This window comes from Streptomyces lunaelactis, from assembly GCF_003054555.1.
In the GTDB taxonomy this organism is placed as follows: Bacteria; Actinomycetota; Actinomycetes; order Streptomycetales; family Streptomycetaceae; genus Streptomyces; species Streptomyces lunaelactis.
In genome coordinates this window covers 3851009-3870116 of sequence record NZ_CP026304.1, presented here as the reverse complement: position 1 = coordinate 3870116, position 19108 = coordinate 3851009, and the positions used below count along the sequence as shown (strand labels likewise).

17 protein-coding genes are annotated in these 19108 nt (G+C 71.1%); 8 read left to right on the top strand and 9 right to left on the bottom strand.

Annotation, left to right across the window (positions count from 1 at the left end; translation table 11 throughout):
- The first annotated feature begins 105 nt into the window (after positions 1-105).
- Positions 106-1113: an isopenicillin N synthase family dioxygenase gene (locus SLUN_RS17470; RefSeq protein WP_108149372.1), complete on the top strand. Its 1008-nt coding sequence runs from the start codon at positions 106-108 to the stop codon at positions 1111-1113.
- 127 nt (positions 1114-1240) lie between these two features.
- Here the strand turns inward: SLUN_RS17470 and SLUN_RS17465 are convergent, their stop codons facing one another.
- Complete coding sequence (locus tag SLUN_RS17465; protein WP_108154799.1) at positions 1241-2341, bottom strand: citrate synthase 2; 1101 nt, start codon at positions 2339-2341, stop codon at positions 1241-1243.
- Positions 2342-2710: 369 nt separating this feature from the next.
- On the opposite strand from SLUN_RS17465, the gene pdxH reads away from it, so the two are divergent.
- Positions 2711-3334: a pyridoxamine 5'-phosphate oxidase gene (gene pdxH / locus SLUN_RS17460; RefSeq protein WP_254709893.1), complete on the top strand. Its 624-nt coding sequence runs from the start codon at positions 2711-2713 to the stop codon at positions 3332-3334.
- On the opposite strand, the gene SLUN_RS17455 is transcribed toward pdxH, so the two are convergent.
- Entirely contained in the window at positions 3326-4279 is a 954-nt protein-coding gene (locus SLUN_RS17455) for a winged helix-turn-helix transcriptional regulator (protein ID WP_108149370.1), read from the bottom strand. The genes pdxH and SLUN_RS17455 overlap by 9 nt on opposite strands.
- A 403-nt stretch (positions 4280-4682) precedes the next feature.
- Here SLUN_RS17455 and SLUN_RS17450 point away from each other — a divergent pair, with 403 nt between their 5' ends.
- The gene (locus tag SLUN_RS17450) at positions 4683-6071 is read left to right on the top strand and encodes a PAS domain-containing protein (RefSeq protein ID WP_108154798.1); all 1389 of its coding nucleotides are present in this window, start codon (positions 4683-4685) and stop codon (positions 6069-6071) included.
- A 99-nt stretch (positions 6072-6170) separates the two neighbouring features.
- On the opposite strand, the gene SLUN_RS17445 is transcribed toward SLUN_RS17450, so the two are convergent.
- A complete protein-coding gene (locus tag SLUN_RS17445) occupies positions 6171-6551 on the bottom strand; it encodes a winged helix-turn-helix transcriptional regulator (protein ID WP_108149369.1) in 381 nt (126 codons plus the stop codon).
- Between the two features lie 143 nt (positions 6552-6694).
- Here SLUN_RS17445 and SLUN_RS17440 point away from each other — a divergent pair, with 143 nt between their 5' ends.
- Complete coding sequence (locus SLUN_RS17440; protein WP_108149368.1) at positions 6695-7102, top strand: RidA family protein; 408 nt, start codon at positions 6695-6697, stop codon at positions 7100-7102.
- A 39-nt stretch (positions 7103-7141) separates the two neighbouring features.
- Here SLUN_RS17440 and SLUN_RS17435 read toward each other — a convergent pair whose 3' ends face one another.
- Positions 7142-7897 (bottom strand): SIS domain-containing protein, encoded by a 756-nt coding sequence (locus SLUN_RS17435; protein ID WP_108149367.1) that lies wholly within the window; start codon positions 7895-7897, stop codon positions 7142-7144.
- A gap of 273 nt (positions 7898-8170) precedes the next feature.
- Here SLUN_RS17435 and SLUN_RS17430 point away from each other — a divergent pair, with 273 nt between their 5' ends.
- Both SLUN_RS17430 and SLUN_RS17425 read left to right on the top strand, forming a co-directional pair.
- Entirely contained in the window at positions 8171-8863 is a 693-nt protein-coding gene (locus SLUN_RS17430; RefSeq protein WP_108149366.1) for an iron-dependent transcriptional repressor DtxR, read from the top strand.
- A 656-nt stretch (positions 8864-9519) separates the two neighbouring features.
- A complete protein-coding gene (locus SLUN_RS17425; RefSeq protein WP_108149365.1) occupies positions 9520-10383 on the top strand; it encodes an alpha/beta fold hydrolase in 864 nt (287 codons plus the stop codon).
- A 165-nt stretch (positions 10384-10548) separates the two neighbouring features.
- On the opposite strand, the gene SLUN_RS17420 is transcribed toward SLUN_RS17425, so the two are convergent.
- The 5 genes from SLUN_RS17420 to SLUN_RS17400 all read right to left on the bottom strand — a co-directional run bounded on the left by SLUN_RS17420 (position 10549) and on the right by SLUN_RS17400 (position 15475).
- Entirely contained in the window at positions 10549-10995 is a 447-nt protein-coding gene (locus tag SLUN_RS17420; RefSeq protein WP_108149364.1) for a subtilase-type protease inhibitor, read from the bottom strand.
- 435 nt (positions 10996-11430) lie between these two features.
- Positions 11431-12255, bottom strand: a complete 825-nt coding sequence (locus tag SLUN_RS17415) for a hypothetical protein (protein WP_108149363.1) — start codon at positions 12253-12255, stop codon at positions 11431-11433.
- 51 nt (positions 12256-12306) lie between these two features.
- Entirely contained in the window at positions 12307-13920 is a 1614-nt protein-coding gene (locus tag SLUN_RS17410; RefSeq protein WP_170146584.1) for a transporter, read from the bottom strand.
- On the bottom strand, positions 13917-14735 hold the full coding sequence (locus tag SLUN_RS17405) for an ABC transporter ATP-binding protein (RefSeq protein WP_108154796.1): 819 nt from the start codon (positions 14733-14735) through the stop codon (positions 13917-13919). Before SLUN_RS17405 ends, SLUN_RS17410 begins: the two co-directional genes overlap by 4 nt.
- 62 nt (positions 14736-14797) lie before the next feature.
- Positions 14798-15475 carry a bifunctional DNA primase/polymerase gene (locus SLUN_RS17400; protein ID WP_108149362.1) on the bottom strand — a complete coding sequence of 226 codons (678 nt, stop codon included), beginning with the start codon at positions 15473-15475 and terminating at the stop codon, positions 14798-14800.
- A 335-nt stretch (positions 15476-15810) separates the two neighbouring features.
- On the opposite strand from SLUN_RS17400, the gene SLUN_RS17395 reads away from it, so the two are divergent.
- Both SLUN_RS17395 and SLUN_RS17380 read left to right on the top strand, forming a co-directional pair.
- The gene (locus SLUN_RS17395) at positions 15811-17193 is read left to right on the top strand and encodes an NsdA family TPR-like regulatory protein (RefSeq protein ID WP_108149361.1); all 1383 of its coding nucleotides are present in this window, start codon (positions 15811-15813) and stop codon (positions 17191-17193) included.
- A 172-nt stretch (positions 17194-17365) separates the two neighbouring features.
- Positions 17366-19075, top strand: coding sequence for a hypothetical protein (locus SLUN_RS17380; RefSeq protein WP_159100277.1), 1710 nt, complete (start codon positions 17366-17368; stop codon positions 19073-19075).
- Positions 19076-19108: the final 33 nt, after the last annotated feature.

The window sequence follows — 19108 nt, the reverse complement described above, 5'->3', positions numbered from 1 at the left end:
CATCCCCACCCCACCGGCTCCGCCCCACCCAGGCGGCCCGTCGGCGGTACGCGTACCCGGCCATCGCCGGGAGCGGCGGCCGGGCCACACCCAGCGGACGTACCCATGTCGTACCTGCAGCTCCCCGTCATCGACCTCTCCGCAGCCGACCGCGGCCCCCAGGCCCGCGCGCTGCTCCACGCGCAGCTCCACAGCGCCGCCCACGACGTCGGCTTCTTCCAGCTCACCGGGCACGGCGTCAGCACGGCCGAGACCGCCGCACTCACCGGAGCCATGCAGGCCTTCTTCGCGCTCCCCGAGGCCGACAGGCTCGCCGTCTCCAACCTCAACTCGCCCCACTTCCGGGGCTACACACGCACCGGCGACGAACGCACCGGCGGCAGCCGAGACTGGCGCGACCAGCTCGACATCGGCGCCGAACGCCCCGCCCACGTCCCCGGCCCCGGCGAGCCCGAGTACTGGTGGCTCGAAGGCCCCAACCAGTGGCCGGACGCCCTCCCCGCTCTCAGAACCGCCGCACTCGGCTGGACCGACCGGCTCAGCGCCGTCGCGCACAAGCTGCTGCACGAGCTGCTCGCCGCCATCGGCGCGCCCCCGGACTTCTACGACGAGATCTTCGCCGACCGGCCCCATCTGCACCTCAAGCTGGTCCGCTACCCCGGCAGCGCGGGCGACGGCAGCGACCAGGGCGTCGGCGCCCACAAGGACTACGGCTTCCTCACCCTGCTCCACCAGGACCAGATAGGCGGCCTCCAGGTCCAGCGCGGCGACGGCCTCTTCCACGAGGTGCCGCCGATCCCCGGCGCCTTCGTCGTCAACCTCGGCGAGCTGCTCGAAGTCGCCACCAACGGCTATCTGCTGGCCACCAACCACCGTGTGGTCAGCCCGGCCGGGGCCACCGAGCGCTACTCCGTGCCGTTCTTCTACAACCCGCGCCTGGACGCCCGGATCGCCCCGCTGCCCTTCCCGCACGCGTCGGACGCGCCCGGCGTCACCGCCGACCCGGCCAACCCGCTCTTCGCCGAGTACGGCCGCAACGAGCTCAAGGGCTGGCTGCGGGCCCACCCCCAGGTGGCGGCCCGCCACCACAAGGGGCTGCTCGTCCCGGCGTGAGGGCGCACGGGTCGTCCCGGCGTGAGGGCGCAAGGGCCTGAGCGCAAGGGCCTGAGCGCACGCGAAACGGCGCCGCGCCCGTCGACCGGGAGCGGCGCCGTACCGCAGCCGTGGTTACGGGGCGAGGTCAGTCCGCGATGTCGTCGTAACCGCTGATCTCGCGCGGGTCCCGCGTCCCCGGCCCGACGTACCGCGCCGACGGCCGCACCAGCCGGCCCGTGCGCTTCTGCTCAAGGATGTGCGCCGACCAGCCCGCCGTACGGGCACAGGTGAACATCGACGTGAACATGTGCGCCGGAACCTCCGCGAAGTCCAGCATGATCGCCGCCCAGAACTCCACGTTCGTCGCCAGGACACGGTCCGGGCGGCGGTTGTGCAGCTCCTCCAGAGCCGCCTTCTCCAGCGCCTCCGCCACCTCGAAGCGCGGCGCGTCCAGCTCCTTCGCCGTACGCCGCAGCACGCGCGCCCGCGGGTCCTCGGCCCGGTAGACCCGGTGCCCGAAGCCCATCAGCCGCTCGCCCTTGTCCAGGGCGCGCTTCACATACGCCGTCGCGTCGCCGGTCCGCTCGATCTCCTCGATCATGCCGAGAACACGGGAGGGCGCACCGCCGTGCAGCGGCCCGGACATGGCACCGACCGCACCCGAGAGAGCCGCGGCGACATCCGCGCCCGTGGAGGCGATCACCCGTGCCGTGAACGTCGACGCGTTCATGCCGTGCTCGGCGGCCGACGTCCAGTACGCGTCCACAGCCTTGACGTGCCGCGGGTCCGGCTCCCCGCGCCAGCGGATCATGAAGCGCTCGACGACGGACGTCGCCTTGTCGATCTCCTGCTGCGGAACCATCGGCAGCCCCTGGCCGCGCGCCGACTGGGCCACGTACGACAGCGCCATCACCGCGGCCCGCGCAAGATCGTCACGAGCCCGCGCCTCATCGATGTCGAGCAGCGGCTTCAGACCCCACACCGGCGCGAGCATCGCAAGCGCCGACTGCACATCGACCCGGATGTCACCGGAGTGCACCGGGATCGGGAAAGGCTCGGCGGCCGGCAGACCGGGGTTGAAGGCGCCGTCGACGAGCAGGCCCCACACATTCCCGAAGGAGACATGGCCCACGAGATCCTCGATATCGACGCCCCGGTAGCGGAGCGAGCCGCCCTCCTTGTCCGGTTCGGCGATCTCCGTCTCGAACGCGACGACTCCCTCGAGTCCAGGTACGAAGTCGGACATCATGCGGCTCCTCAAGATGCGTACGACAGTGCGGGTCTCACCCCGGTGATGCCCCGTACGGCAGGTCGTCACCCAACCGCCGGGAAGGCAGGCACGATATCCCCTGCTGTAAGGAGGCCACAGTGGCCCGACCCAATATTTTGGCGGGTCCGGCTGATGCGGGGAAGCGTGACATCCGGCACAGTGCCCCATTTCGGCCGGGGACGGTTAAGGGCACTCAGTGCCGGGCAAACTCAGTCGCTGCGGCAGGATGGCCCCGTGACCGACAACGCCGCACCGAACTCGGATCTCACCGTCCCGACCCCTGAATCCGTTCATTCCGTCGCGTCGGACGATGCCGTGGATTCCGCTTCCCACGATCCCGCCGTGATGCGCGAGCAGTACCGCTCCACCGCGCTCCTGGAGACGGAACTGGCCCCCGCGCCCATGGACCAGTTCGCCCGCTGGTTCAAGGACGCCGCCTCCGGCGGACTGCACGAACCGAACGCCATGATCGTCTCCACGGCCACACCCGACGGCCGCCCCTCCTCGCGCACCGTGCTGCTGAAGCAGTACGACGGACGAGGCTTCGTCTTCTACACCAACTACACCTCCCGCAAGGGCCGGGAACTCGCGGCGAACCCGCACATCTCCCTGCTCTTCCCCTGGCACGGCCTGGCCCGCCAGGTCATCGTCACCGGCACGGCGTCGCGCATCGGCCGCGACGAGACAGCCGCGTACTTCCGCACCCGCCCGCACGGCTCCCAGCTCGGCGCCTGGGCCAGCGAACAGTCCTCGGTGATCGCCTCCCGCGAGGAACTGCTGGGCACGTACGAGAAGTTGGCGACCCGCTACCCCGAGGGCGAACAGGTCCCGGCGCCGCCGGAGTGGGGCGGCTTCCGGGTCGTGCCGGAAGAGATGGAGTTCTGGCAGGGCCACGAGAACCGGCTGCACGACCGGCTGCGGTATGTGCGTACGGAGGAGGGGTGGCGGGTCGAGCGCCTGTCACCCTGACGCGTTCACTGACGCGTTCACTGACGCGTTCACTGACGCGTTCACTGACGCGTTCACCGAAGCGTTCACTGACGCGACGAGCCGACCCTCGCGCAGCGCCGCAGCCACCGCCGCCGGAATATCGCTCACCGGAAACTGCACATGCCGGACCGTACGCTCCCGGTCCAGCACCAGAACCGCCCGCTTCAGCCGCAGCGCCTGCCCCGCCCGGAACGTCGGCAGCCGAAGCGCCGCCGACAGCCGCGCGTCCACGTCGGAGAGCAGCGGGAACGGGATGTCCTCCGCCCCGGCGAAGACCCGCTGCTCGTCGGGGCGCTGCGTACTGATGCCGCGCACCGCGACACCGGCCGCGGTGAAATCCCCGTAGGCGTCCCGGAACAGCCGGTTCTCCAAGGTGCAGCCGACCGTGCCCGGAATATCGGACCAGCCCTCCGGCAGCGGGCTCGGCCGCCCAGTGGCCGGATAGCAGAACAGCACCGTCGCAGAGGCCCGGCCGTCCACCGGATCAAGCTCACCACCGGTGTGCACGGGCAGCGACATCCGGGGCAACCGGCTCCCGGGCAGCCCGTGCACCCGGTGCGCCTCGGCACTGTGCTCGTCGGCGGACGCGGTGAGACTGCCGTCCCCGAGCAGCCAGCGATCGGCCCAGTCCTGCATCGACACCAGCACGGGCAGCAGTGCCCGCCCGGTCCCGGTCAGCCGGTACTCGTACCGCACCGGCCCCTGCTGGTACGGGACCTTCTCCAGGATTCGGCTCTCGACGAGGTGGTTCAGCCGCTCGGTGAGCACCTTCCGGGAGATGTCGAGCTCATGTTGCAGCTCGTCGAAACGGTGCCGGCCGCGGGCCGTCTCCCGCAGGAGAAGCAGACTCCACCAGTCACCGACGACGGCGGCGGCGTGCGCGATGGCACAGGCGGCGTCGCGCTCGGGCACTGCTCTGACCATGACCGGGCTCCTCCGTGAGTTCCCGATGGAAACTCTACGTGCGGTGGCCCCGGGAACGCAGAAACCCGCGGGCTCTGGTCCCTCCTTGCGGAGGGGCCGGCCGGACTTACCGGCGAGCCCGCGGGTCGGTGACTGCTTGGAATTTCGGCCGACGGTCAGTCGGCTGCACACAGAGTGCGACGACGGGCCGTCAGCCCGCAGTCACCTCACGAGTCCGAGAAGAAATCACTTCCGGAACACCTCCTTTCGCGTGTGCCCACACCTTAGGAAGCTGTCCGAGGCGCCACAACCCAATTTCCGGGAGGCAACGATTTTCGGGAACAGAGTGTGCTCTGCGTCACGTTCCAGTTGAATGATGTGACGTGCATCAGCATGCGTGGACACGTCCTGCAGGGGGTCCAGGATGAGTGCTTCCAGGAGCGAGACCACCAGTGCGCTCGGGCCTGACGAGCCGGAGCGGGAGAGCGCGGGCGGGCAGCCCGCGGCGGTGCCGGGGGCGGAGTTGCTTGCCGCGCTGCTCGACGGGATGGATGCCGCGCTCTGTGCCTTCGACGCGGAGGGCACCATCACCCACTGGAACCGCGAGGCCGAGCGGATTCTCGGCTGGTCGTCCGGGGAGGCCGTCGGGCGGCGCGGGTTTGCCGGGTGGGCGGTGCGGACCGCCGATGCCGAGGATGTGCAGGGGCGGCTGATGGCCGCGATGGATGCGCCGGGGCGGACCGTGCACGAGTTCGCGCTGCTGCGGAAGGACGGCGGGCGGGTGCTCGTACGGACCCAGTCGGCGCGGGTGCTGGGCGGTGACGGCAAGCCGGCGGGGGTGTACTGCGCGTTCAGCGAGGTGCATGCCCAGATCGATCTGGAGCGGTCGATCGCGCTGAGCGAGGCGCTGTTCGAGGACGCGTCCTGGGGAGTCGTACTGGTCGATGTGGATCTGCGGCCGACCGTCGTCAACGGCTATGCGGCGCGGGCGCTGGGTGCGGGTCGTACGTCGCCGCTCGGGCGGCCGCTGGGCGAGCTCGTCGTGCAGGGCGTGGAGGAGCTGGAGGGCGCGCTCCACCATGTGCTGGCGGAGGGGGCGCCGCGGGGGCTGGCGGAGTTGTGGGTGACGCTGAGCGCGGCCGAGGGGGAGCGGCGGCGGTGCTGGCGCAGTGGTTTTCTGCGGCTGGCCTCGCCGCTGACGGAGGAGCCGGTTCCGCTCGGGGTCGGGTGGCTGTTCCATGATGTGACGGAGTCGAAGCTGGCCGAGCAGGAGGCGGACCGGCTGCGCTTCCGGTCGAGTCAGCTGCACCGGGCCGGGCGGGCCGCCGCGGAGTGCGAGGACGCGATGGAGGCGGCGACGGCGTATCTGGACTTCGCGCTCGCGGGCTTCGCGGATCATGCGCTGCTCGATCTGGTGGAGCCGGACGGGGAGCGGCTGGTCCGCGCCGCGGCGACGCCTTCGGGCGCGCCGGGCCCGTGCTTGCCGGTGGCGGGCGCGGGTATACCGGTGCGCTATCCGAAGGGGCACCCGGCGCTCCAGGCGGCCGACCGCAATGGTTCGGTCCGCGCGAGTGCGCCTGCGTCGGCTGCCGCGTCGGCGACGGGTGACTGGGCGGCGGACCGCCAGTGGCCGCGGGACGCGGTGCATTCGCTGTGCACGGTGCTGCGGAGCCGGGGCCGGACGCTGGGGGTGGTGACGTTCCTGCGCGGGTCGAGCCGCCCGGCGTTCGAGCGGCCGGACGCGATGTACGCGGAGAGCGTGGCGGTCCTGACGGCGTCGGCGCTGGACCTGGCGGGCCTGACGGAGGGGTAACGACGGGGGCCGTTGCTGAGGCGCGGGCCTTTCCGAGGCGCTGCGAGCGGGGCCCGTGCGAGGGTTCCGCCCCCGGACCCCCGCGCCTCAATCGCCCCGTCAGCCGTCGAAGCGGTGGCGGGAGGTCTCGATGTGGCCGAGGTACCGGTGGGTCCAGTCGCACAGTCCGTCGATCGTCACCCGCAGGGCCTGGCCCGGCTCGGTGAGGACATACTCGACCCGCGGCGGCACGACGGGGTGCACCGTCCGCTCGACCAGGCCGTTGCGCTCCAGCATGCGCAGGTTCTGGGTGAGCATTTTGTGGCTGATGCCCTCGATCTCGTTCCGCAGCTCGCCGAAGCGCAGGGTGCGCTCCCCCAGAGCCTCAATGATCAGGAGCGCCCACTTGTTGGCGACGTCCGAGAAGATCTCCCGCGCCAGAGAGTCCGCGCGCCTCAGGTCCGCTTCGTCGGGCGAGCCCGTGAACTGCTTGGTCACCATCAGGTTCCCCAGTCACTGAAAAGTGCGTTCTTCCATGTCAGCGCTCACTCTCCTACGGTTTCCCAGTAACCACAAGAGACCAAGAGAACGTCTTGGTCCGGTGGCAGCGAGCCCAAAGCGCTCATGACAAGGAGGCAGGCAGCATGGCCATCACTCTGGTGAACCCCAGCGGATTGCCCAAGATCGATGTCTACCGGCAGGTGTCCATCGCGACGGGGACGAAACTGGTCTTCATCGCGGGGCAGGTCGCCTGGCATGCCGATGGGGTCACGGTCGGCGAAGGCGACCTCGCCGCTCAGGTCGAGCAGTGCTACGTCAACATCGCCACCGCCCTGGCCGAGGTCGGCGGCTCCTTCGACGACGTGGCGAAACTGACCGTCTACGTCGTCGACTGGACCCCCGACAAGATGCCCCAGCTCCTCGACGGGATCGCTCGGGCGTCCGCGAAGCTGGGGGTCACCCCGGTCCCGCCGGCCTCGCTGATCGGCGTGGCGACACTGGACGTACCTGACCATCTGGTGGAGATCGAAGCCACCGCAGTCCTCGATTGAGCAGATTCTCTACGGCCTAAGCGGTGTCCCCGGGGCCGCTTAGTGCCGGAAGAAGATCCGGTCCCCGTACTCGTTCATCACGCGCCCATTCCACTCGTGCCCGCCGTCCACGTTCCCCGACCGCAGCAGCGGCGGCTCGATGCCCCGCTCCACGAGCTGCTCCGCCGCCGCGGCCATCGTCGCCTGCATCAGGGCACTGGTGACGACGGTCGACGCGGGCGCGAAGGGCGCCTCGATGCCTTCGTGGGTGAGCTCCGCGTCGCCGATCGCGATCTTGGAGTCGAGGACGATGTCGCAGTGGTCCCTGAGGAAGGTGCCGGAGACGTGCCGGGCCTTGGTGCCCTCCGCGTACGCCACCGAGGTCACGCCGATGACCTTGAGGCCGAGCGCGCGGGCGTTCATCGCCATCTCGACGGGGAGCGCGTTGCGCCCGGAGAGGGAGATGATCACGAGGAGGTCGCCGGCCTTGGCCGGCGAGGAGTCGAGGACCGCGCCCGCGAGCCCGTCCACGCGCTCCAGCGCCGAGCCCAGCGTCGCGGGCATCACGTCGATACCCACCACGCCGGGCACGGCGAGCAGGTTCATCAGGGCGAGGCCGCCGGCCCGGTAGACGACGTCCTGGGCTGCGAGGGAGGAGTGACCGGCGCCGAACGCGAAGAGCCGGCCGTTCGCTGCGACGGTGTCGGCGATGGCGGCGCCGGCGGCGGCGATGTTCGCGGACTCCTCGTCCCGTACGCGCTGCAGCAGACCGATCGCAGCGTCGAAGAACTGACCGGCCAGCTTGCTCTCGCTCATCGCCGAGCCCTTTCCGGGAGGTACGCAGGGAAGGCATGGAACACAGCGGGAATACCCGTGCCGCGGATCACGTTGCGGTCTGGACCATTGCCCTGTCAATACGGCCCCACCGGTGGGCTCCCGTACGGGCCCTCGTACGTGCTTTCGTACGGGTTCGTCGACAGGCTTCCCTACGAGCTTCCCGACCGGCTTTCCCCGGCACGGCACGGTTGTCAGTGGGATGCGTCAGACTTGAGTCGGGGCCGCACCGCACGATTGCATCGAGGGGCACGTATGTCCGGACTGATTGACACGACGGAGATGTATCTCCGCACCATCCTCGAGCTCGAAGAGGAAGGTGTGGTGCCCATGCGCGCCCGAATCGCGGAGCGGCTCGACCAGAGCGGTCCGACGGTCAGCCAGACCGTGGCGCGGATGGAACGCGACGGCCTGGTGACGGTCGCGGGCGACCGCCACCTGGAGCTGACGGACGAGGGCAGGCGGCTGGCGACGCGCGTGATGCGCAAGCACCGGCTGGCCGAGTGCCTGCTCGTCGACGTGATCGGCCTGGAGTGGGAGCAGGTCCACGCGGAGGCGTGTCGCTGGGAGCACGTGATGAGCGAGGCGGTGGAGCGGCGGGTGCTCGAGCTGCTGCGCCACCCGACGGAGTCGCCGTACGGGAACCCGATTCCGGGCCTGGAGGAGCTGGGCGAGAAGGCGGAGGCCGACCCGTTCTTGGACGACAACATGGTCTCGCTGGCGGACCTGGACCCAGGTGTGGACGGCAAGACCGTCGTCGTACGGCGGATCGGCGAGCCGATCCAGACGGACGCCCAGCTGATGTACACGCTGCGGCGGGCGGGCGTGCAGCCCGGCTCGGTGGTGAGCGTGACGGAGTCCGCGGGCGGGGTGCTCGTGGGCAGCAGTGGTGAGGCGGCCGAGCTGGAGGCCGATGTGGCCTCGCATGTGTTCGTCGCCAAGCAGTAGCCGCGGTAGCCGCGGTGGCCATGGGGCTGTGCGGCCTCGCAGCGTTCTGAGCGCGCCTCCCGGGGCCGTTCCGGGCCGTTCCGGGTCCGCCGGATAACGCTTTCCGTCCGGAATGGCAGCGCCCGGGCGAATCGCGTGCCAGGCTGTGGCTGAGGCATATGACCCATGGCCGGGGTGGGGTCCATCCGGCGAAGCCAGGGGGAGGATCAGGGTATGCGCCCGTCGTACGCCCAGCGCGCACAGCACCGCGCCCAGCTGTACTGCCATGCCCCGTACGCCGCGCATGTCCGACCGCATGTCCGGCTGCATGTCCGACCGCATGTCGCGCGGCTCGTGCGCCCGCATGGCGCGCTGCTCGACCGGCCGCATGTCCCGTACTCACAGGAGGGCCCCGGCGCCCATGGGCGCCGGGGCCTGTCCTCCCCTGTGCTGACCCGGAGCCCCGAGCTCCCAGGGTCAATCCCCTCGGACCCTCATCCCCGAGCGGCCCGCCTCCCGCAGAAGATCTCCCCTCGGCCACGAGAGTCAATCCTTGAGCGTGGTCACTCGAACGAGGGGTGTTGCGCGCCAGACCCGCTCTTTCGAATAAAGGTTCGATAGTCTGGCGGGACTCGACAAGTTCGACCACCGGGGGAGAGAAGGGGGTGCCAGGTCAGATGGTGCGGCGCATCGACGTAACCGGAGCCCACGGCGTAAGCCTGGCTGCCTGGGAGTTTGCCGACCCCCCCAAGGGTCGTGGCGAGGCGGAGCACGCCCCGGGGGTCTTACTGCTCCACGGCCTGATGGGCCGTGCCGCGCACTGGGCATCCACGGCCCGCTGGCTGGCCGAGCGACACCGGGCGATCGCGCTCGACCAGCGGGGACACGGCCGCAGCGACAAGCCGGCGGAGGGCCCGTTCACCCGCGAGGCGTATGTCGCGGACGCCGAGGCCGCGATCGAACAGCTGAACCTCGCCCCGGTGACCCTGATCGGCCACTCGATGGGCGCCCTCACCGCCTGGCAGCTCGCGGCCAAGCGCCCCGATCTGGTCCGGGCCCTGATCATCTGCGATATGCGCGCATCGGCCCTGGGCGCGGCCTCCCAGCGCGAGTGGGGCGACTGGTTCCGCTCCTGGCCGCTGCCCTTCGCGACCCTGGCGGACGTCCGCAAGTGGTTCGGCGAGGACGACCCCTGGGTGGAGCGCCCGAGCCCGTCCCGCGGTGAGTTCTACACGGAGGTGATGGCGGAGAGCGCCGACGGCTGGCGCCCCGTCTTCTCCCGCCGCCAGATGCTCACTTCCCGCGAAACGTGGGTCCACGACGCCCACTGGGAGGAGCTGGCCCAAGTCCAGTGCCCAACTCTGGTGCTCCGCGGCCTTGACGGCGAACTGGGCCGCGCGGAGGCCCAGGAGATGGTGCGGGTGCTGCCGCGGGGCGAGTACGCGGAGGTGGCGGATGCCGGTCACTTGGTGCACTACGACCAGCCGGAGGGCTGGCGGACGGCGGTAGAGCCGTTCCTGGACGGTGTGCTGACGCCCTGAGGCGCCTGTGCCGGGGGTGCGTTGGTGCTCGGTGCTCGGTGCTCGGTGCTAGGGGCTGGGGGGATCGCCGTCAGCCGTGGCGGCAACGGCCGGGCGATCAGCGAGGCCGGGGCGACGTCGTGCGCGTCTGCGGCGGGGGTGAGCCACCGGCCTCGCGGAGGCGGGTCAGAAGGCGAAGACCGCGCCCTCGGCCAGGCTGCCCCGCATCTCGCATGCGTTGGGGTACGTGGCCGACCAGGTGACGTGCTTGCCCTGCCATACGCCGGTGGCGGTGATCACGACGGGGTTCCACTCGCGCGTGCACATCTTCTGCGACGTCGACTCGGTGAGCTCGGCGAACTCCCCGTCCACGGACCGCAGTTCCGTACACGCCGCCGCGGGCGTGGGGTGCGTGCCGTTGGCCCGCGGGGTGCAGTTCAGGGTGACGGCGCGCTCGACGGTCGCGGTCGCGGACTCCTCGCCCATGCCGACTGTGAGCACCAGGGCGGAGGGGGCGTACAGGGCGGCCGGCTGGGCGGGCTGCGCCTGTGCCACGCCCATGGCCGCGGTGCCGCTCAGGACGAGGGCAGCTACCGTGGCGGTCGCGGCGATCGTGTTGGGGATGTAACGCATGTGTGAAACTCCTTCGCTCAGGGGGTGATTGCGGTCGGGAGTCTTGCGTATGCGGACAGTGAGTGCACTTCGATCGCCTCTTTCCAGCCGCGTACGTTCGCGCGAGGGTGACCGAATGGTCGTTCGGGCAGCTCGGGGCGGGTGCGGCCTGGCGTCCACCATGTGGACGATCTTCGGTGGTGCAAGGTAAAACTATCGCCTGACCTGTACGGATGCCCGGACGGTTCCTAGCGTGCAAAGCCCGCTTCGACTGGAAAGCGTCGCTCGGTGAGGGGCCGCGGCGGTGGTGGTGCGGTCCGCAAGCGAGGAGGACCGTATACGGGTGCTAATCGCAACCGAGCGAACCGAGCGAACCGAGCGCACTGAGCGCACCGATGAACAGCGCGAACTGAGCGATCAGGGGTGTACGTTGCCCCGCCGTGCGGCACCCGCCCGTCAGCCGATCGGCTGACGGGTCTCCGTACGCACCTTCAGCGTCGCCTCCGCCGCCGCCTTCAGGTCGAAGGACTCCGGGTCCTGTTTCGCCGTCTTGACGCTGGTCATGGCCACCGCCGCGCTGGTGTTCCCGTCGGCCCAGGCGCACATGGGGAAGCTGTTCGTTTCCCCCGCCTGCTCCGACGTCACCACCTGGCAGCTCACGGTGACGTCCGAACCCGCCGGAGTGAAGTCCGCGGGCGGTACGGCGATCGTCGAGCCCTTCGCGTCCCCCGCGCCCTTCAGCATGCCGCTGCGGGCCTTCTCGGGGTCCTTGATACGGCCGTGCATGCCCGAGAGGATCAGCACGCCGCCGTCCGCCTCCGACAGGTACCGGGCCACGGTGCCCTTGGCGTCGCGGACGTTGGCCTTGCTCATCCCGTCCAGGTCGTCCTGCGTGCTGTCGGACAGGTCCTCTTCCAGCTTGTACTTTCCGTCGAGCAGCGTCGCCGGGGCGCTGAGCCGGTACTCGGCCGCCGGGAAACCTGTGCCGCGCTCCCCGGCCGGACGCACGACGTTGGTCACGAACCAGCCGACCGCCAGCAGTCCCGCGATGGACCCCATCACGATGAACACGTTCCGGACGGTGTGGTCCTTCTTCGGCGGCGGCATCGGCGGCCCGCCCCAGCCGTGCCCGGGACCACCCGGACCGGGGTACGGCTGCTGTCCCGGGTACGGCTGCTGTCCGAAACCCTGCTGCGGGTACGGGGGCTGAGCCCCGTACCCCTGCTGGGGATGCTGCGGGAACTGCGGCTGCGTGTAAGGGTTCGGAGGCGGTGTCGACATGGCCGTAACGCTACGTCACACGTGCGAAGCGCCTGACGGCCACGCCGCGTCTCACCCCTTGCTGACCGCCGCCAGGATCTCCGGCAGCCGGTTCGCCGTCTGCGGCGCCGCCATCCGTATCCCCGCCCACCCGATCAGCGTCCCGTACGCAGCTCCCACCGGCAGCAGCAGCCACAGCGCCGACTGGGAGTTGGAGGCATGCAGCCAGATCGTCAGGGCGATCACCGGCGCGCACAGCACCGCCGCCGAGATCATGCCGCCGAAGATCGAGATCCAGGCGAGCCCGACCTGCCCCGGGGCGACGTTCTTGTACGCGCTGTCCTGTGGGATCGAGTAGGGGAAGCGGGCCGAGGCCACCGCCCCCGTCGCCAGCATCGCGCCGAGCAGCGCGAAGGACAGGCCCAGCACCTCCGGGAGCGCCTGCCAGTCGCCCAGCAGGGCCGCGGTGAGGGCCACCACCACGGCCGTGTACGGGAGGGTGATCACCAGCAACGCCAGGGCGCGGGCGCGCAGTTCGATGTACGCGTCCCTCGTCGACGAGATCGTCAGCGCCACCATCCAGAAGGCCGAGGTGTCCTGGCCGAACTGGTTGTACATCTGGATGCCGAGCATCCCCGCCGCAAAGCACGCGAAGTAGATCGAGCCCGTCCCCTGAAGGGCGTTGAACAACGGCACGATCAGGCCGATCGCCAGCGCCGTCACCCACGCCGCCTTGGTCTTCGGGTCCCGCCACACGTAGCGCAGGCTGCGCTGCATGACCGTGCTCGTACGGCCCTCGGGCAGCAGCCGGTGCAGACCGGTCGCGGACTCCTTGCGCGTCGGCTCGGACGCCGCCGCCAGCGTCGAGCCGTCGGGGGACGTCATCAGTTTCGTCAGACTGCGCTGCCAGGAGCGGAGCAGGAGGATCAGCGCGAGTGCGGCCAGGGCGAGTTGGGTGAGCGCCGTCGCGTACGCGCCCTCGCTCGCCGAGTCCATCGCGCCGATCGCCGACGCCGGCGGCAGCCACCGTGCGATCCGCGCCGCCGGGTCGAGCGCCGAGAGGCCGCCCGCGTCGCCCAGGCGCTGGGCGCCGAAGTTGACGACCTGGATGCCGATCGCGATCACCAGACCGCTGAGGACCGCCAGGTCGCGGCCCTTGCGGGAGGTCAGCAGGCGGATGTTGGCCGCCGCGACCGCCCGCGCCAGCGCCACGCACACCAGCAGGGTGAGCGTGGCGCCGACGACGGAGACGACAACGGCGAAGGCCCCGTGGGCGAGCGCGAACGCCGAACCCACCGCCAGGCAGAGCGTGAACAGCGGTCCGATGCCCACCAGCGAGGACACCAGCAGCGCCGAGACCAGCGGCCTCGGGTGCAGCGGCAGCATCACCAGACGCGTCGGATCCAGCGTCTCGTCGCCGCTGGGGAAGAACAGCGGCATGAACGCCCAGCCGAGCGCCAGCACCGCCGTCAGCAGCACCACGACCGAGTCCGCGTGATCGTTGCCGCGCAGTGCGATCAGGCCGATGAGCTGGCCCGCCGCGAAGAGCAGCGTGACGACGATCGAGGCGATGTACGCGGCCCGGCGGCCGGACGACTGCCGCAGCCCGTTGCGCAGCAGCGACAGCTTGAGCCGGACGAAAATGGGGGTCAGGGTCCCCGTGTTCAGGGTGCTCGCGGTGCTCACCGGCTGCCGCCGCCGAGCCAGTCCAGCGACTCCCCGGTGTCCCGGCCGTTCGCGCCCACCAGCTCCAGGAACGCGTTCTGCAGCGACGGTGCGTCGCCCCGTACCTCCGCCAGCGGCCCCTGCGCGCGGATCCGGCCCGCCGCCATCACGGCCACCCAGTCGCACAGCGACTCCACCAGCTCCATCACATGGCTGGAGAAGACGACAGTCGCGCCCGATTCGGTGTACCGCTCGAGCACCCCGCGGATCGTCTGCGCGGACACCGGGTCGACACCCTCGAACGGCTCGTCCAGGAACAGCACTTCGGGGTTGTGCAGGAGCGCCGCCGCCAGCCCGATCTTCTTCCGCATGCCCGTCGAGTAGTCGACGACCAGCTTGTGCTGCGCACCCGCCAGGTCCAGCACGTCCAGGAGCTGCATGGCCCGCTTGTCGACCTCGTCGCCGGGCAGGCCCCGCAGCCGCCCGCTGTACGCGAGGAGCTCGCGGCCCGAGAGACGCTCGAAGAGGCGCAGCCCCTCGGGCAGTACGCCGATACGGGACTTGACCCCGACCGGGTCGCGCCACACGTCGTGGCCCGCCACCTCCACCCGGCCCTGGTCCGGGCGCAGCAGGCCGGTCGCCATCGACAGGGTTGTCGTCTTGCCGGCGCCGTTCGGGCCGACCAGGCCGATGAACTTGCCCGCGGGCAGCGTGAGATCGATGCCCGCGACCGCGATCTGCTCGCCGAACCGCTTCCACAAGCCCTCAACACGAACGGCGGGCGGCGCCGTTCGCGCTCCGCCCGCCTCGTCGGCTCCAAGTGCCCGGTCCGGCATGGTGCCCTGCCCTTCGGTGTCCCCGTAAACCCGCCTGTACGGGACCACCTTATGCAGGCCGCTCAGCCACGCCGGGTGCGCTCTGCGGCCGCTTCCCGACCGCATGCGTAGGCCAGCGGGCTGATCAGCTCGTCGGCGTCCGGCAGCCACCGGTTCGCGGGGGTCGGGCGGCGGGCCCACTGCACCGCGCCATGGCCGCCGATCCGGGTCGGCGGCGCCGCCACACAGTGGCCCTCGCCCCGCGCGATCAGATCGATCGCACTCGGCGTCCAGCCCAGTGTGCGGACCAGATCGGGGACCTTGAGCGCAGCTCCGGGCAGTACGAAGAACAGCATCCGGCGGTCGGGGGTGCAGGTCACCGGGCCGAGCGGGAGGTCCATCCGCTCCAGGCGCGCCAGCGCCAGGAAGCCGGCCGACTCCGGGACGTCGAGAGCGTCGAAGGTACGTCCCGTCGGCAACAGGATCGACGCCTTGGGCTGCTTGGACCACAGCCGGCGCGCGGCCACCCCGCTGCCGGTCGCCTGGTTCGCCCAGTCCGGCCTGGCCGGGTGGGCGCCGGGCGAGGCGCAGGCGGCGTCGCCGCACGAGCACCGTTCCTCGCCGTGCACCGCCTCCAGCCAGGTGCCGGGGAACACGTCCCAGTGCCGCTCTTCCGCGTACCGCACGGCATTGTCCAGCAGCTGCGCGCCTCGCTGCTGGGGGATGTGTACGGCTTCCGTGACTGCGATGGTCTCTTCCACGACACACTCAACTCCCGCCGTCACCTTGGGTTACGGGCCTCCTGCGGCGGGGCCTGGAGCATCGATCCTGCACACGGGGCGCATGGGTGCACGGGCGGGGGCGCGCATGAGGCCGCGCCGCGATGGGCGGGTAGCCACACGCAGGGGGCGTCACGCACGGGGGACGCGTCGCGATTCGGGAAGACGTCGATGCCGCTCGGAAATGCGCGTCAATGCTGCTGCGCCAATGCCACTACGTACGGCAAAAACCGACCAACACCGTCCAAGTCTGCATTCTCCGCATATCAGCCGGGCAGTGATCACTCCATGGATCACCACGGCCTCAGGGGGTTTTCATGGCAGCCAGGCCTCTCGTCGCCCGTCAGCCGAACGAACGGCTGCAGGCGCTCATCCAGGAAGCCGGGTGTTCCAACGCCGGACTCGCCCGTCGCGTCAACATGGTCGGTACGGAGCGCGGGTTGGACCTGCGCTACGACAAGACGTCGGTGGCGCGCTGGCTGCGCGGGCAGCAGCCGCGCGGGCGGGCCCCGGGAATCATCGCCGAGGCGCTGGGCCGCAAGCTCGGCCGTACGGTCACGATCGACGAGATCGGCATGGCGAACGGCAAGAATCTCGCCTCCGGGGTCGGCCTGCAGTTCTCGCCGACCGTGCTCGGCGCGATCGAGCAGGTCTGCGAGCTGTGGCGCAGCGACGTCGGCCGCCGCGACTTCCTGTCCGGCTCCACGGTCGCGGCCTCCGCGCTCGTCGAGCCGAGCCGCGACTGGCTGATCACGGGTGCGGACACCCAGGTCGCGCGTACGGCGGGGGCGCGGGTCGGCACCTCGGACGTCGAAGCGGTACGGGCGATGACGAGCGCGCTCACCGAGCTGGACCACCGCTTCGGCAGCGGCCACGTCCGGCCGGTCGTCGTGCACTACCTGAACAGCGTGGTCTCGGGGCTGCTCTCGGGCTCGTACCGCGAATCCGTCGGCCGCGAACTGTTCTCAGCGGTCGCGCGGCTGACCGAGCTCGCCGGGTACATGGCCATCGACACCGGCCAGCCGGGGCTCGCCCAGCGCTACTACATCCAGGCACTGCGCCTCGCCCAGGCGGCGGGGGACCGTGGGTACGGCGGGTATGTGCTGGCCGCCTCCATGAGTCATCTGGCCGCGCAGCTGGGGAACCCGCGGGAGATCGCGCAGCTGGCCCGGGCCGCGCAGGAAGGCGCCCGGGGGCGGGTCACACCGCGAGCCGAGGCGATGTTCTACGCCGCCGAGGCGCGCGGACACGCCCTGCTCGGGGACGCCCACACCTGCCACGAGGTGGCAGGCAAGGCGCTGGCCGCGCTCGAGCGGGCCGAGCCCTCGGCGGGGGACGACCCGGCCTGGATCGCCCACTTCGACCACGCGTATCTGGCGGACGAGCTGGCGCACTGCTACCGCGACCTGGGGCAGGCGGAGGCGGCGGCGCACCACGCGACGGACGCGCTGGACGGCCACCCGGAGTCGCGGGCCAGGCGGCGGGCGATCGGCCTTGTGCTGTTGGCCACGGCACAGGTCCAGCAGCGGGAGGTGGAGCAGGCCTGTCACACGGGCGCGCGCGCGGCGGAGCTGCTGGGGCGGCTGCGCTCGAGCCGGGGCGCGGAGTACCTTGACGACCTGCAGCAACGACTGGAGCCGTACGCCGAGGAGCCGGCGGTCCGTGAGTTCGGGGCGCGGCTGGAGATCCAGGCGGCGTGAGCGCGTGAGCGTGTGAACGCGTGGGGGCGTGGGGCTTTTGCGGGCTTTGGGCGGCCCCTCAACAGCGTCTTAGGTCCGCATCTTGTTACGGCCCCCACGCGTGTGTGCGGAGCGGCAGAGCCACCCGGTAGCGTGAACCGACGGTTCCGTAGGTCCACACGTAGGAGTCCCGGTGACGCAAAGCGGTCAGGGCGACGAGCAGCAGTTTCCTGCTGTGCGCCCCGCGCACGAAGGCGTCGTGCTGCCCGCCGACGGCAGTGAGCCCTGGATACCGGGCGCCACCGACGAACAGGTGGCTCCGGCGGGCGGACAGCCCTGGGGTGAGCCGTGGGGACCGCAGCAGGCGCCGGGGCCGTACGGACAGCAGCCAGGGCAGCCCGTACAGCAGCCAGGGCAGCACGGACAGCATGCTCAGGGCTACGGCGAGGTGCCGCAGGCCGGGCAGGGTGGCTACGGCGAGTTCTCGCAGGGCGGGCAGGCGGGCTACGGCCAGGCCCCGCAGGGTGGCTACGGAGACGTGTCGCAGGGCGGGTACGGAGAGGCCTCACAAGCCGGGCAGGGAGGCTACGGCGATGCCCCGCAGGCCGGGCAGGCGGGCTACGGCCAGGCCCCGCAGGCCGGGTACGGCGCGCATGCGCAGCCTATGCCTCCGCAGGGACCGGCTTCGCATGCCCTGCCCCCGCACGCACAGCCGCCCCAGGCTCTGCCCCCGCAGGGACAGCCTCCGCACGCCCTGCCCCCTCAGCCCATGCCGCACGCCCTGCCCCCGGCGGTACCCGGCTTCGGTGACTCCGACGCCACCCAGTTCATCCCGCCCGTCGCGGCCGGCGGGCCCGGGGTGCTGCCGCCCGAGACTCCCGCCGAGTCCACCCAGTTCCTCGGGACCGGTGCCGGGCAGGGACCGCTGCCCGGTGCCATGCCCGGCCCCGTCTCGGGGCCCGACGTCGAGGCCACGCAGTACATCGCGCCCGTACCGGCCGCACCCAGTGCCGCGCCCTTCGGGGTCCGGCCCGGGGCGCCCGGTGAACGGCAGCCGCCCGCCGAGTTCGACAGCCTCTTCCGTACGGACGGGCCCGCGGCCCAACCCGTGGACGCCACGGCGCAGTTGCCCCGCTTCGAGGCCCCGGTCGGTGAACGGCAGCCGCGTCGGCAGCCCCCGTACCAGCAACAGCAGCCTCAGTATCAGCAGCAACAGCAGTACCAGCAGCCGCAGTACGAGCCCCAGGCCCCCGAGCCCGAGCACGGTCGGCGCAAGTCCTCGCGCGTGCCGGTCATCGCCGCCGTCGTCGTCGGCTGCGCCGTCCTCGGCATAGGCATCAGCGCCGTGATGTTCACCAGCGGGGACAAGAAGGACGACCCCGGCACCGGCAAGAACGTCGCCGCGAGCTCCGAGGCCCCCAGCAACTCCCCCCAGGCCGCGGCCGACCCCGGCAAGGTGCAGGCCGAGGCGCTCGACAAGCTCCTCGCCGACAGCAACAACAGCCGCGCCAGCGTCATCAGCTCGGTGGAGAACATCAAGCAGTGCGAGAACCTGGACCAGGCGACCACCGATCTGCAGGCCGCCGCCGTGCAGCGGCGCGGTCTGGTGACCCGGCTCGAGGGCCTGACCGTCGACAAGCTGCCCGACCACGCCGCGCTGACCGCCTCCCTCACCAGGGCGTGGCAGGCGTCCGCCTCGGCCGACGACCACTACGCGGCCTGGGCGCAGCAGGTCAAGGGCAGGAAGGGCTGCAAGGACGGCAAGGCGCGCAACACCGGGCAGACCGGGTTGGCCAACCGGGCCAGCGGTGAGGCCACCAAGGCCAAGAAGGAAGCCTCCGGGCTGTGGAACACCATCGCCGGCACGTACGGGCTCACGGAGCGCCGCAGCGAGCAGCTGTAGTCGCGGGGTTCAGCGGGCGGGGCCGCGACGGCG

What these genes read in the sequence shown, in the direction of transcription:
- SLUN_RS17470 (WP_108149372.1), top strand. Translation starts at nt 106, where the DNA reads ATGTCGTACCTGCAGCTCCCCGTCATCGACCTCTCCGCAGCCGACCGC.
- SLUN_RS17465 (WP_108154799.1), bottom strand. Translation starts at nt 2,341, where the DNA reads ATGTCCGACTTCGTACCTGGACTCGAGGGAGTCGTCGCGTTCGAGACG.
- pdxH (WP_254709893.1), top strand. Translation starts at nt 2,711, where the DNA reads ATGCGCGAGCAGTACCGCTCCACCGCGCTCCTGGAGACGGAACTGGCC.
- SLUN_RS17455 (WP_108149370.1), bottom strand. Translation starts at nt 4,279, where the DNA reads ATGGTCAGAGCAGTGCCCGAGCGCGACGCCGCCTGTGCCATCGCGCAC.
- SLUN_RS17450 (WP_108154798.1), top strand. Translation starts at nt 4,683, where the DNA reads ATGAGTGCTTCCAGGAGCGAGACCACCAGTGCGCTCGGGCCTGACGAG.
- SLUN_RS17445 (WP_108149369.1), bottom strand. Translation starts at nt 6,551, where the DNA reads ATGGTGACCAAGCAGTTCACGGGCTCGCCCGACGAAGCGGACCTGAGG.
- SLUN_RS17440 (WP_108149368.1), top strand. Translation starts at nt 6,695, where the DNA reads ATGGCCATCACTCTGGTGAACCCCAGCGGATTGCCCAAGATCGATGTC.
- SLUN_RS17435 (WP_108149367.1), bottom strand. Translation starts at nt 7,897, where the DNA reads ATGAGCGAGAGCAAGCTGGCCGGTCAGTTCTTCGACGCTGCGATCGGT.
- SLUN_RS17430 (WP_108149366.1), top strand. Translation starts at nt 8,171, where the DNA reads ATGTCCGGACTGATTGACACGACGGAGATGTATCTCCGCACCATCCTC.
- SLUN_RS17425 (WP_108149365.1), top strand. Translation starts at nt 9,520, where the DNA reads ATGGTGCGGCGCATCGACGTAACCGGAGCCCACGGCGTAAGCCTGGCT.
- SLUN_RS17420 (WP_108149364.1), bottom strand. Translation starts at nt 10,995, where the DNA reads ATGCGTTACATCCCCAACACGATCGCCGCGACCGCCACGGTAGCTGCC.
- SLUN_RS17415 (WP_108149363.1), bottom strand. Translation starts at nt 12,255, where the DNA reads ATGTCGACACCGCCTCCGAACCCTTACACGCAGCCGCAGTTCCCGCAG.
- SLUN_RS17405 (WP_108154796.1), bottom strand. Translation starts at nt 14,735, where the DNA reads ATGCCGGACCGGGCACTTGGAGCCGACGAGGCGGGCGGAGCGCGAACG.
- SLUN_RS17395 (WP_108149361.1), top strand. Translation starts at nt 15,811, where the DNA reads ATGGCAGCCAGGCCTCTCGTCGCCCGTCAGCCGAACGAACGGCTGCAG.